The organism is Mycobacterium sp. NPDC006124, from assembly GCF_040614235.1.
Taxonomy (GTDB): domain Bacteria; phylum Actinomycetota; class Actinomycetes; order Mycobacteriales; family Mycobacteriaceae; genus Mycobacterium.
On the sequence record NZ_JBEXUA010000008.1, the window covers coordinates 109,234 to 121,819 of the forward strand.

At 68.1% G+C, this 12,586-nt stretch carries 11 protein-coding genes; 5 read left to right on the forward strand and 6 right to left on the reverse strand.

What is annotated here, in order from left to right:
- Nucleotides 1-15: 15 nt before the first annotated feature.
- Entirely contained in the window at nt 16-1,065 is a 1,050-nt protein-coding gene (locus ABZ195_RS17810; RefSeq protein ID WP_355220004.1) for a cupin domain-containing protein, read from the reverse strand.
- Nucleotides 1,066-1,192: 127 nt separating this feature from the next.
- On the reverse strand, nt 1,193-2,107 hold the full coding sequence (locus ABZ195_RS17815) for an acyl dehydratase (RefSeq protein ID WP_355220338.1): 915 nt from the start codon (nt 2,105-2,107) through the stop codon (nt 1,193-1,195).
- Between the two features lie 120 nt (nt 2,108-2,227).
- Between ABZ195_RS17815 and ABZ195_RS17820 the strand changes: the two genes are divergently transcribed.
- Together ABZ195_RS17820 and ABZ195_RS17825 are read left to right on the forward strand one after the other, a co-directional pair.
- A complete protein-coding gene (locus ABZ195_RS17820) occupies nt 2,228-3,388 on the forward strand; it encodes an acyl-CoA dehydrogenase family protein (protein WP_355220006.1) in 1,161 nt (386 codons plus the stop codon).
- Between the two features lie 2 nt (nt 3,389-3,390).
- Nucleotides 3,391-4,128 (forward strand): GntR family transcriptional regulator, encoded by a 738-nt coding sequence (locus ABZ195_RS17825; protein ID WP_355220008.1) that lies wholly within the window; start codon nt 3,391-3,393, stop codon nt 4,126-4,128.
- Here ABZ195_RS17825 and fadD4 read toward each other — a convergent pair.
- The gene (fadD4, locus tag ABZ195_RS17830; protein WP_355220009.1) at nt 4,125-5,648 is read right to left on the reverse strand and encodes a fatty-acid--CoA ligase FadD4; all 1,524 of its coding nucleotides are present in this window, start codon (nt 5,646-5,648) and stop codon (nt 4,125-4,127) included. The two genes, ABZ195_RS17825 and fadD4, sit on opposite strands and share 4 nt — an antisense overlap.
- A gap of 241 nt (nt 5,649-5,889) precedes the next feature.
- Here fadD4 and ABZ195_RS17835 point away from each other — a divergent pair, with 241 nt between their 5' ends.
- The gene (locus ABZ195_RS17835) at nt 5,890-6,750 is read left to right on the forward strand and encodes a hypothetical protein (RefSeq protein ID WP_355220011.1); all 861 of its coding nucleotides are present in this window, start codon (nt 5,890-5,892) and stop codon (nt 6,748-6,750) included.
- Nucleotides 6,751-6,777: 27 nt separating this feature from the next.
- On the opposite strand, the gene ABZ195_RS17840 is transcribed toward ABZ195_RS17835, so the two are convergent.
- The 3 genes from ABZ195_RS17840 to ABZ195_RS17850 form a co-directional block, all read right to left on the reverse strand.
- A complete protein-coding gene (locus tag ABZ195_RS17840) occupies nt 6,778-8,607 on the reverse strand; it encodes a phosphoenolpyruvate carboxykinase (GTP) (protein WP_355220013.1) in 1,830 nt (609 codons plus the stop codon).
- A 148-nt stretch (nt 8,608-8,755) separates the two neighbouring features.
- Nucleotides 8,756-9,883 (reverse strand): hypothetical protein, encoded by a 1,128-nt coding sequence (locus ABZ195_RS17845; protein ID WP_355220015.1) that lies wholly within the window; start codon nt 9,881-9,883, stop codon nt 8,756-8,758.
- Entirely contained in the window at nt 9,880-10,875 is a 996-nt protein-coding gene (locus ABZ195_RS17850) for a hypothetical protein (RefSeq protein ID WP_355220017.1), read from the reverse strand. Before ABZ195_RS17850 ends, ABZ195_RS17845 begins: the two co-directional genes overlap by 4 nt.
- 134 nt (nt 10,876-11,009) lie before the next feature.
- Between ABZ195_RS17850 and trmB the strand changes: the two genes are divergently transcribed.
- On the forward strand, nt 11,010-11,798 hold the full coding sequence (gene trmB / locus ABZ195_RS17855; protein WP_355220019.1) for a tRNA (guanosine(46)-N7)-methyltransferase TrmB: 789 nt from the start codon (nt 11,010-11,012) through the stop codon (nt 11,796-11,798).
- Complete coding sequence (locus ABZ195_RS17860) at nt 11,795-12,550, forward strand: NYN domain-containing protein (RefSeq protein WP_355220021.1); 756 nt, start codon at nt 11,795-11,797, stop codon at nt 12,548-12,550. Before trmB ends, ABZ195_RS17860 begins: the two co-directional genes overlap by 4 nt.
- The last annotated feature ends 36 nt before the right edge of the window (nt 12,551-12,586 follow it).

Below are 12,586 nucleotides of genomic sequence, written 5' to 3' on the forward strand. Positions count from 1 at the left end.
CGGTTGAGCGGGGGACTAACGGGGGTCGACGGGATTCACCCGTTGCACGACCAGCGGGTCGGCCGGGGTCAAGGGGAACGTCGGAAGATCGTCGAGATGGGTGTCGAACGCGGCGGCGAGCACCTCGCGGGAGTAGGCACTGGCCGAGGCACGGTAGCCGATGTCGGCGGGGAACGGCTGGTCGAAGAAGATCAGGAAGTGCCAGTCGTCGTGGCCGATGTTCTCGATGTGGTGCGGATAGGCCCGCGGGATGAAGTACATGTCGCCGGTGGTCATGTTCCAGGTGTCGAGCGTGCCATCGGGATTCATCACCGTCATGCGGGCGTCGCCATGCTGGACGTAGCCCATCTCGGCGGTCACGGGATGCCAGTGCGGCTCCCGCATGCCGTCCTCGGTGACGCGCAGGGAGTACATCGAGATGTTCTTCAGCGCCGGCCAGTACTGGTCGCGAGCGAAGCGGGCGCTGCCGCTGACGTAGTTGAGGCTGGGCGGCTGCGCCTCGACGTCGAACTTGTGGGGATCGCTGAAGTACGCGCCGGCGGGTACGACCGGATCACCGGTGCGGGCGGCCAACTTACGGTCCGCGGTGCTCCGGCGGATATTGGCGAAGTCCGTCGACGGCAAGCCGTAGGTGTTGCCGAGCACGGCGTCGGAGAAGGCGCCCAGGGTGGCGCCGAAGCCGAAGTCCTCGGGACGCTCGTTGCGGAACGCGATGATGAACTCCGCGGCGTCCTCGCCGATGTTCTCGATGTGGTGCAGCGAGCCGGACGCCGCGTGGAACATCTGCCCCGCGGTGACGATGAAGGTGGAGAACGTGCTGCCGTCGTCGAGGATCGACACCAGGGCGGTGCCCGAGATGCAGTAGGTGAGTTCGTCGGCGTTGGCATGCCAGTGCGGGGTGCGCATCGCACCCGGGTTCAACACGACCCGTTTGATGGACAGGCCCTTGAGGATGGGCAGGTCGTCTGCGGTGACGCGCCGCATCGAGCCCAACTCGGACTCCTCGACGATCTCGCCGTCGAGCAGCGACAGGGTGTGCGTGCTGCGGGTGGTCGACGTGGTCATGGCTGCGCCTCCTCGGTAGATGATGTGCCCATCCGGGCTCGTCGTCTACCTTGCTCCACCCTCGGGTCGGCGTCGTCGAGGCTGGCCACCATCCGCACTACCGGCTAGCCCCCACCGGCGACGCGAGTTAGAACTGCAGCGCCCGGAAACGCCAGTCGAGCACCGGCCGGTCGGGCTCCCCGACGGCGTAGACCAGCGAGCGAAGTGTCAACGCCCCGCCGCGTCCGCCGGGCAGCGACTCGACTGCCTCGATGCGCAGCTCGCTGTAGAGGGTGTCGTCCTCGCGCACCGGTCCGGTGTGGTCGCACGACTCCCAGCCCAGCACGGTGACGAGGTTGGGCAGCAGACGCGTAGCCTGGGCCAGCGCCAGGCCGATGGTATGCCCGCCGTATACCAGCCGATGGCCGTTGACTCGCCAATCATGATGCGTGGCAGCGATGTTCAAGCTCAACCGGGCGAGTTCGGGTGCGCTGCTGACCACGTCGCCGGTGCTCGTCAGCACCGCTCCGGCCAGATCGGGGTCGAAGTGCGGGCCGGGCACGCGGGCCCGGAACGCGTCGGCGTCCCAGTCGGCGGTCGGATCCGCCGGCACCCCGGCCTCGGCACCGATGGTCGAGAGGTCGTCGGCGTGGCCGGTGTCCGGTGCGTTCGGACTCAACGGCAGCATCGCGCAGCGATGGAAGTCCAGCACCAGGCGCTCGTCTTGGTCCACCGTCGTCATCCGCAACGCGGCCAGGCCCGTGCGGTCGCGTCCCGGCTTGGTCGAATTCTGCTTCAGCGCAACCACTTCGGTCCGGGTGTAGAGGGTGTCGCCGATGACCGGATAGCGATGGTAGGCCAGGCCGCGGTAGAACAGGTTCGCCTTGACCCGCTGGGTGGCCAGCGTGCTCTGGCCGATCGCCACGTCGCTGACCATCGCCGGGTGCGCGAGCGGGGCGCTGGCGCCGGTGACGGCGCGGGTCAGCGCGGCGTCCAACGGCATCCGCATCGGGTCGCCGAGGATCGATTGGTGCACGGCGGCGGTGCCCGGCGTCAGCGTCATCGACGGCGCGCGGTCGAACACCTGCCCAACCGCCAGGTCGTCGAAGTACGGCGCGGTTGATATTTGGCCGGACAAAGTCACAGCGTCACATGCTGGCAGTCTCGCCGACGACGTGTCAATATGGCCGTACAAATGGAACTCAACGACGAAGAACAGATGTTGATCGCCACGGTGCGCGAGTTCGTCGACCGTGACGTCAAGCCGACCGTCCGCGACGTCGAGCACGCCAACACCTACCCGGACGCGTGGATCGACCAGATGAAGCGCATCGGGATCTTCGGGCTGGCGGTGCCCGAGGCCTACGGCGGAACGCCGGTCTCCACGCGGTGCTACGTGCTGGTCACCCAGGAGTTGGCGCGCGGCTGGATGAGCCTCGCCGGGGCGATGGGCGGGCACACCGTCGTCGCCAAGCTGCTCGACCTGTTCGGCACTCCAGAGCAGAAACAGCGGTATCTGCCCGCCATGGCCACCGGTGAGATGCGCGCGACGATGGCGCTCACCGAGCCCGGCGGCGGTTCCGATCTGCAGGCGATGACCACCGTCGCGCGCCCCGACGGTGACGACCTGGTCGTCAACGGCGCCAAGACGTGGATCACCAACGCTCGGCGTTCGGGGGTGATCGCCCTGCTGTGCAAGACCGATCCGCGTGCCGAACCGAAGCACCGCGGGATGTCGATCGTGCTCGCCGAACACGGCCCCGGCCTTGAGGTCTCGCGTGACCTGCCCAAGCTCGGCTACAAGGGCGTCGAGTCGTGTGAGCTGTCGTTCACCGACTATCGGGTGCCGGCGACGGCCGTGCTGGGCGGCACGCCGGGCAAGGGCTTCGGCCAGATGATGAAGGGGCTGGAGACCGGTCGCATCCAGGTCGCCTCCCGCGCACTCGGGGTCGCGACCGCCGCGCTGGAGGACGCGCTGGCCTATGCCCAGGAGCGGGAGAGCTTCGGTCAGCCCATCTGGAAGCATCAGGCGGTCGGCCACTACCTCGCCGACATGGCCACCAAACTCACCGCCGCCCGCCAGCTGACGCTGCACGCCGCCGACCGCTACGACAGCGGCGAGCGGGCCGACATGGAGGCGGGCATGGCCAAGCTGTTCGCCTCGGAGGTGGCCATGGAGATCGCGCTGAACGCGGTCCGCATCCACGGCGGTTACGGCTACTCCACCGAGTACGACGTCGAGCGCTACTTCCGCGACGCGCCGCTGATGATCGTCGGGGAGGGCACCAACGAGATCCAGCGCAACGTCATCGCGGCCCAACTGGTGGCTCGCGGCGGGCTCTGACCGTGCGCGCCCCACCGGCGTATCAGGCCCTGGGACGGGCACTTCGGGACGACATCGCCGCGGGCGCCTATCCCGAGGGCGTTCGGCTGCCCACCGAGTCCGAACTCGTCGCCCGCCACGGCCTGTCGCGGCAGACGGTTCGGCGGGCGTTCCAGGACCTGGTCGCCGAGGGGCTGGTGTACCGGGTGCCCGGACGCGGCACCTACGCCCGCGAGGACGGACACCGCTATCTGCGGCAGCTGGGTTCCATCGAGGATCTGATGAGCCTGTCCGACGACACCACCATGGAGGTACTCACCGGGTTGCGGCGTCGCGTCGACGTCGAGGCGGCCAGCCGGCTGCGGCTCGACGACGACGTCGTGCACACCGTCGCGTTCCGGCGACTGCACGGCACCGACCCCGGTGTGCCGTTCGTGTTGACGCGCGTGCATCTGCCGGAGTTCGTCGCCGCCGCGGTGCTGACCGCACCGGAGCTGACCGACGGCGCCGTGAGCACCAGCACCGTGATCGGCCTGACCGAGCCCCACCTGGCCACATCGATAACCGAAGCGGCACAGTCGATCACGGTGTCGACGGCCGACGACGAGGTCGCCGCGGCGTTGGGCTGCGACCGGGGCCACCCGATGCTGCGGGTCGACCGGTTGTACACCGACGCGTCGGGAACGCCGGTGGAACTGGCCGTCAGCCACTTCCTGCCCGAGCAGTACACCTATCGGGTGACGCTGCGGCGTTCTGGCTAGCGGGAGTACTTCGTGATCAGCTCCTGCTTGTACAGCTTGCCGGTATCGGTACGCGGCAGCTGCGCCTCGAAGGATATGGACCGCGGACACTTGTAGTGGGACAAGCGATCCCGTAGCCAGCCCAACAGTTCCTCGGCGAAGTCGTCGGTGGCATCGGCCGCGTCGACGGTCTGCACCACGCCCTTGACTCGCTGGCCCATGTCGTCGTCGGGGATGCCGAACACCGCGGCGTCCATCACCTTGGGATGGGTCACCAGCATGTTCTCGGCCTCCTGCGGGTAGATGTTCACCCCGCCGGAGATGATCATGTGGTGGCGCCGGTCGGTCAGGTACAGATAGCCGTCGGCGTCCAGATAGCCGATGTCCCCCACCGTCTTCCAGCCGTGGGAGTCCCGTGAGGACGCCGTCTTGTCCGGATCGTTGAGGTATTCGAAGTCCGCACCGCCCTCGAAGTAGATCTCGCCGGCTTGACCCGGGGGCAGCTCGTTGCCCTCCTCGTCGACGATGTGAAGTGCGCCGGCCATCACCCGGCCCACCGACCCCGGGTGGGTCAGCCACTCCTCGGCGCTGATGAGCGTCGACCCGATGGCCTCCGATGACGCGTAGTACTCGTCGACGATCGGGCCCCACCAGTCGATCATCTGCTTCTTGATCTCCACCGGACACGGCGCGGCGGCGTGCATGACTCGCTCCAGGCTGGAGACGTCATACGAGTTACGCACGCCCTCAGGCAGTTTCAGCATGCGGGTGAACATGACGGGGACGAACTGACCGTGCGTCACCCGGTACTCCTGGATGGCCTCCAGGGCACCCTCGGGGGTGAACTTGTCCAGGATGACCGTCGTGATGCCGGCCGCCTGCGTCTGCATCGACCACACCGACGGAGCGGTGTGGTAGAGCGGCGCCGGGCTGAGGTAGACCGCGTCGGGGCGCATCCAGAAGCCGATCAGCGCCGCCATCAGACCTGGCACCTCGGCGGGCGACTGATGCGTCAGAGCGCGCTTGATGCCCTTGGGCCGACCGGTCGTGCCCGAGGAGTACTGCAGCAGGTCACCCTCGATCTCGTCGTCGATGGGCGTGACGGGTTCTCCCACGGCGCATTCGGGATAGCTCTGCCAACCCGCCAGCTCCCCGTCGACGATCAGCCGCACCGCAGGGAGCCCGCCGGGCAGCTCGGCCTCCAGCCCGGCGAGCAGGTCGTGCAACCCGCCCGACCCGACGATGGCCTTCGCTTGAGAGTTCTCGACGATGTAGGCGACCTCGGCTGCGGTGAGGTGGGTGTTGATCGGCACGTAGTACAGACCGGCGCGACGCGCGGCCCACATCACCGCGTGGAAGTGCTCGCCGTTCTCCATCAGCATCGCGACGGCGTCACCCTCGACCAGACCGGCCGATCGAAACAGGTGCGCAAGCTGGTTGGCCCTGGCCTCCAGCTCGCCGAAGGTCACCACCGTCGCGGAAGGATGCATGACGATGGCCGGCTTGTCGGGGGTCGCTACGGCGGTGTCGCGGATCTGCATGCAGTGATGCTACGACGGCCCTACTTGACGGGTGTCAAGGCGGTGCGACTTCGCGCGGTGCAGACGCTCGACTGCACATTTGGCAATGGTGTGACTACTCGCCATTAATTCTCATGGAAACGGTAATTGCAGCTTGCAAGAGTTTTATGACACACGCTTTGGTTTGCTCGTCACACTTCAGTTACAAATTTGGCCGAGATGCAATAGATTGTGGGCCGGCACATACTTCTTGGAGGCTGACATGCACACCGTCGTCGAATCCGCCGTCGCGACACGATCTCAACCCGCATCGCGGCAGCCCCTCCTGCAGGGCTTCGACGCCTCGACCGCATCGCTTGCCGAAGAGATCAACGCAACGGGCTTGGCGTGTCTGCGCGGCGTGATCGCCGACGAGTGGCTCGAAGTGGCCCGTGACTCGGTGACACGGAGCGCCCGCACCGCCACCAGCCAGGAAGTCTTCATCGACGATCTCGCCAGCGATCCGAGCAGCTTCGCTCACCCGCTGGTCAACGACCAGCGTTTGGAGCCATTCCTGCGGGCAGTGGCGTCAGCGTGCGTTCCGCGGTTGAAGGGTCAGCCCCAGATGCGGATCGAGAACGAACTGCGACTCGTCATGGGTCCTCCGAGGTCGACGAGATCGCTGTGGTTTCACTACGACAGCACGGCGGTCACCCTGGTCGTGCCGATCGTCATCCCGAGAGCGGCGCCTGGCACGTCCGGCGAGCTGGTGCTGTGCCCCAATCGAAGGCCGTACCGGCGATCCGTGGCCGTGAACATTCTCGAGAAGTGCGTCACTCAAAACGATTTCTACCGCCGCCGATTCGTCAGCAAGCTCGCGAGCCGGAAGAACACCCGGACAGAAGTACTCGAGCCTGGGAACGCCTACCTCTTCAACGGTTACCGGTCCTACCACGCCACCTTGCCGTGCCCGCCGCACAGCTTGAGGGCGACACTCATCCTGCACGTCGGCGAAGTGCACGGCGACAGCCGACTGCTGGGTTGGATTCAGTCGGTGTATCGAGCCGTCTACTGGTGGGCCAGAAGGCACGACGATTCGGTCCAGATGGTGACCGCTGGCGCGGGACGAGACAACCTGCGATGAGCGCCCACCCGCAGCTGTGAACCGGGGCTAGTCGGCCTCGGCCAGCCGGGTCTTGAGCGCGTCGAACTCGTCCTTGATGCCGGTCGGCAGCTTCTCGCCGACGAAAGAGAACCACTCCTCGATCAGCGGCAATTCCTTGCGCCATTCCTCGGGGCTGACCGCCAGCGCCTCGTCGACGTCGGCCGGGTCCACGTCGAGACCGTCGAGGTCGAGGTCTGCGGCGGTCGGCACGATGCCGATCGGGGTGCTCTTGCCCTCGGCCTGGTGCTCGATGCGCTCGATAGCCCACTTCAGCACTCGGCTGTTCTCACCGAACCCGGGCCACAGGAACCGGCCGTTGTCGCCACGACGGAACCAGTTGACGAAGAACACCGCCGGCATCTTGGACTCGTCGGCGTTCTTGCCGAGGTCGATCCAGTGCTGGAAGTAGTCGCCCACGTTGTAGCCGAGGAACGGCAGCATCGCCATGGGGTCGCGGCGGACCGTGCCGACCTTGCCCTCGGCGGCGGCGGTCTGCTCGGAACCCAGTGTGGCGCCGATGAACACGCCGTGCTGCCAGTCGCGCGCCTGGGTGATGAGCGGCACCGTCGTCTTGCGGCGACCACCGAACAGGATGGCCGAGATCGGCACGCCCTGAGGGTCGTCCCATTCGGGAGCCAGCGTGGGGCACTGCGAGATTGGGGTGCAGTAGCGCGAATTCGGATGCGCCGCCTTGCTTTCGGTCTCCCGCAGGATCCAGTCGTGACCCTTCCAGTCGATGAGGTGGTCGGGCTCGCCTTCCAGCCCCTCCCACCACACGTCACCGTCGTCGGTCTTGGCGACGTTGGTGAAGACGGTGTTGCCGGCGGCGATGGTCTTCATCGCGTTGGGGTTGCTGCTCCAGTTGGTGCCCGGCGCGACGCCGAAGAAGCCGAATTCGGGGTTGACCGCGTAGAGGCGGCCGTCCTTGCCGAACCGCATCCACGCGATGTCGTCGCCGACGGTCTCCGCGCGCCAACCGGGAATGGTGGGCTGCAGCATCGCGAGGTTGGTCTTGCCACACGCCGACGGGAACGCCGCGGCGATGAAGTAGGCCTTGTTCTCCGGGCTGATGAGCTTGAGGATCAGCATGTGCTCGGCGAGCCAACCCTCGTCGTGCGCCATCGCCGAGGCGATGCGCAGGGAGTAGCACTTCTTGCCCAGCAGCGCGTTGCCGCCGTAGCCGGAGCCGTAGCTCCAGATCTCGCGGGTCTCGGGGAAGTGGGTGATGTACTTCGTGTCGTTGCACGGCCACGGCACGTCGGCCTGGCCCGGCTCCAGGGGGGCACCGATCGAGTGCAGGGCCTTCACGAAGAAGCCGTCGTCACCGATCTTGTCCAGCGCCGCCTTGCCCATACGGGTCATGGTGCGCATGGAGACCACCACGTATTCGGAGTCGGTGATCTCGACCCCGAGCTTCGGATCCTCCGCGCCGAGCGGTCCCATGCAGAACGGCACCACCCAGAGGGTGCGTCCTCGCATCGAGCCCCGGTACAGACCGGTCATTAGCTCCCGCATCTCGGCGGGATCCATCCAGTTGTTGGTCGGGCCCGCGTCGATCTCGCGCTCGGAACAGATGTAGGTCCGCGACTCGACGCGCGCGACGTCCGAGGGATCCGACAGCGCGAGGAAGGAGTTGGGCTGCTTCTTGTCGTCGAGCTTCTGGAAGGTGCCCACCTCGACGAGGTGGGTGGTCAACCGCTCGTACTCTTCGTCGGAGCCGTCGGCGAACACGACCCGATCCGGTTCGGTGAGCTCGGCAACCTCGCGAACCCAGGCGAGCAGCCCCTCGTGCTTCGTCGGTGCGCTGTCCAGTCCCGGAATGGTCGCTGAGGTCATCTACATCTCCTGCTGGCGGTCTCGGTGAATGCCTGGGTTCGAGGTTAACGTGGGTGACATACCCGCGGTTAATCGGTGGTATGTCCGTTGTCTCACAGGAACGATTCAGATGAGCGTTTCCGGCGAAATTCGCGAACATATCCTCGAATCAACACCATTCATACTGGTCAGTAACATAATCGCGCGTCAATTGGCCAGTCGTCGAGGCCCTGTTTCGACGCACCGGATGCGGCCCGACCGCCCACGCCGATTCGGCGGCCAGCAATCGCTCGGCGACCGTCGCCTCTCCGTGCCAGCGCAGGGTCGCGGCGACCTCCACCACCCACCTGTCGAGCGCCGCGCGATCGTTTAGCAGCCGGCGCGTTCGCACCACCCACACCACCAACGCCAGCCCCGTCGCGGTCCCGAGGACCCACCCGGCCGCCGACCACCCGGGAACCACCCAAGCCAGCAGCCGACTCGATGCGAGCGCGATGCCCAACCCGAAACCCACGCCGAGCACCGCCGCGAGCCGGCCCTCGAGGCGTCGCGACGACGTCGCCGAACCACTCGTCTCGGGTGGGTCGTACGACGGGGCCGGCGGCGTCGAGACGGCGCCCACCTCGGCCGCGGCGGTGGCGATCTCCCGGTCGACCTCCTCGGCCACCCGGAGGTGGAAGTCCAGTGCCGCGGCGGCCACCGTCGCCTCGAAGTCGGCCGTCGCGCCTGGACCGACCTCGGCGGCCGCCGCCCTCTGCTCCGCGCGCCAGGCCGCACCGAGCTCCCTGACCACGCGCAACAGCCGTAGCCGACTTCGCTGTAGCGCCCGCCGAGCCTCGGCCGGGTCCGGTCCGCACCCGGCGGCGACGGATCGCATCCGGTTGCGCCGCGGCGGAATTCGAAAGATTTCCTCCCGGATCAGGTCGACCAGCTCGTCGACGTGAGGCGCTCCGAGGTCCGGCGCCGCGGCGACACCCAGCCACGGCGTCGACCGGTACCGCGCGTCCCACGACGCGACCAACTCCCGGTTGGCGGCCATCACGTCACGCCACCCCAGATGCGCGTCGACCTTCGACACCACCCCGAGCACCACACCGGCCCGCTCGGCCACCAGCTCGACCGACGCCCAGTCCGACCTCGTCATCGGGGCTGCCGCCGAGACGACGGCGAGCACGACGTCGGGCGGCCGAGTGCCGGTGACCTCCACGACCGCGTCGGGCAGCCGGGCCCGTACGGCCGCCACGACGCCGTCCACTCCGGCCAGCGGCGGACCGGCGACCAGAATCACCGGCGTCACGCCCGGCCTCCGTCCCACAGCCGCAACGAACCCCGGACGATGTCGGTGCTGCACTGCCGGTGCAACGCGGTGACGGGTCCGCGAGCGTAGGCGCCCCACCTCATCGCCCGCCGGCGATGGGCCGCCACGGTGTCACCGGCGTCCACCGCCACCCCGGCCGCGGTGACCACGTCGACCGCCGCGGACATCGCGGCCATCGCCGTGACGTCGGCGATCAGCAACTCCTCCAGCGCCCGGTCGTCGAATTGGCTTGCCAATGCGTGCAATTCGGCGATCGCACCCCGGAGTCGGCGATACCGGGCGGGCGCCGCCGCCGCATGAAGGACGGTCATCACCTCGTCGATGTTGGCCACTCGCGCCAGCTGGGACACCAGCCGGTCGGCGTCGCAGCCCGCCTGCAGCGCCAGCACCGCGTGGGCGATACCGAAGCGGTCCAGCCGCGCCAGCAGCCGGTGGCGCACGTCCGGGTCGACCGAGTGCGGGTCGCCGACGAAGGCATCCACACCGGTGAGGTTCGGCGGCTCGGCGACGAACCGGCCCAGGGCGTCGACGAGATCGTCCTCGACCGCACCCGTGGGGCCGAGCGCGGCGAGCAGTCCCACCACGGGTACGACGGGAACCCCTAGACGGCGGGCGTCGGCCGCCGCGCGCCGTCGGGCCACCTCGACCGGACCCGCCGGCCCCGCCCCGGCCAGGTCGGCCTTGGTGAGCACCACGAGCACCGGTCGACGGGCCTCTTCGATCAGGGAGAGGTCCTCGGCCTTGACCGCCTCCGCGATCACCACGACGCAGACGTCGAGCCCGCCCTCGACGTCGCCGACGGCGATCCCGCGACGCCGCAGCGCCGTCGTCACGCATCCCCGGCCCACGCCGTCACGACCCGTCACCACCACGCTCGTCGGCCGCTCGAGGCGCTCGACGACCGCCGCGAGGTGTAGGCGGCCCGCGGCCCGTGCCAGCCCGTGCAGTTCGTCGATGAACGCCTTCGTCACGATTCCTCCCCCGGATGTCATCGTGACACCGCCTGTCACCCCCGCCGAGCGGCAATTTCAGAGGTTTGCGCGCTAGCGGCTGAAGGCAACTGTTGGGTATCGAAATGCACCACGATGCGGGCACGAGGGCCTAGATGAGCGACCATGGACGGATGCACGTGCAGCGCGAGGAGGCCGACTCGCCGGTCTCCGAGGACGACGCCGTCGCCGCGCACGCCCCACGACGGGTCAGCAGCTTCCGTTCCCGGCGGTCGGCGTTGTCCGGATTGCAGCGCGAAACGTGGGATCGCCGCTGGCCAGAGCTCGGAATGGTGGTCCGCGACGCCGACGGCACGCTCGCCGAACCCGTCGACCCTCGGGCCTGGTTTGGTCGGTCGGCGCCCCTGGTTCTGGAGATCGGCTGCGGCACGGGGGTCTCGACCCTGGCGATGGCCGCGACCGAACCGGACCTCGACGTCATCGCGGTCGAGGTCTACAAGCGTGGCCTGGCCCAACTGCTCAACGGTCTGGACCGCGAGGGCCTGGCCAACGTGCGCCTCATCCGCGGCGACGGCGTCGACGTGCTCGAACACCTCCTCGGACCGGGGTCCCTGACCGGCGTGCGGGTGTTCTTCCCGGACCCGTGGCCCAAGGCGCGCCACCACAAGCGCAGGTTGCTCCAGCCGGAGACCGTGGCGCTGATCGCCGACCGGCTGCGGCCCGGCGGCATCCTGCACGCCGCCACCGATCATCCGGGTTACGCCGAGCAGATCGGCGAGGTCGGCGACGCCGAGCCGGCGCTGCGCAGGCTGGATCACTCGGTGCTCGACGAGGCCGCCGAGCACCTTCCGATCTCCGTGCGCCGACCCGTCACCAAGTACGAGGACAAGGCGCAGCGTGCGGGCAGCGCCGTCTCCGAGTTCCTGTGGGAGAAGCGCCCATGAGCCTCACCGAGGACGTCGGGATGGTCGACGAGGACCTGCCCGCCGACGACGGACGTGACGAAGACCTCGATGCGGACTCCGATGGCGACGCCGTCACCCAGGCGCCGCAGCCTCGCACCCCTCAGCGCGTGCTCCTGGTGTGGGACGCACCCAACCTGGACATGGGTCTCGGCTCCATCCTCGGCGGCCGCCCGACCGCGGCGCACCGGCCACGGTTCGACGCCCTGGGGCGCTGGCTGCTGGCCCGCACCGCCGACCTGTCACGCGACCGTGCCGCCGAGGAGCCGCAGGTCACCTTCGAGCCCGAGGCCACGGTGTTCACCAACATCGCCCCGGGCAGCGCCGACGTCGTCCGCCCGTGGGTGGAGGCATTGCGCAACGTCGGTTTCGCGGTGTTCGCCAAACCGAAGATCGACGACGACAGCGACGTGGACAGCGACATGCTCGAGCACATCGCGCTGCGTCGCCGCGAGGGTCTGGCCAGCGTGTTCGTCGCGTCGGCGGACGGTCAGGCGTTCCGCCTGCCGTTGGAGGACATCGCCCGCGACGGTGTCCCCGTCAGCGTTCTCGGATTTCGCGAACATGCGAGTTGGGCGCTAGCGTCGGATACCTTGGAGTTCGTCGACCTCGAGGACATCTCTGGTGTCTTCCGGGAGCCTCTACCGCGAATCGGCCTCGATTCGCTGCCCCAGCAAGGGGCGTGGTTGCAGCCGTTCCGGCCGCTGTCCTCGCTACTTACCTCACGTTCGTGACCGGTTGAGATCGAAGCAGTGGAGCTAGAGAGAACT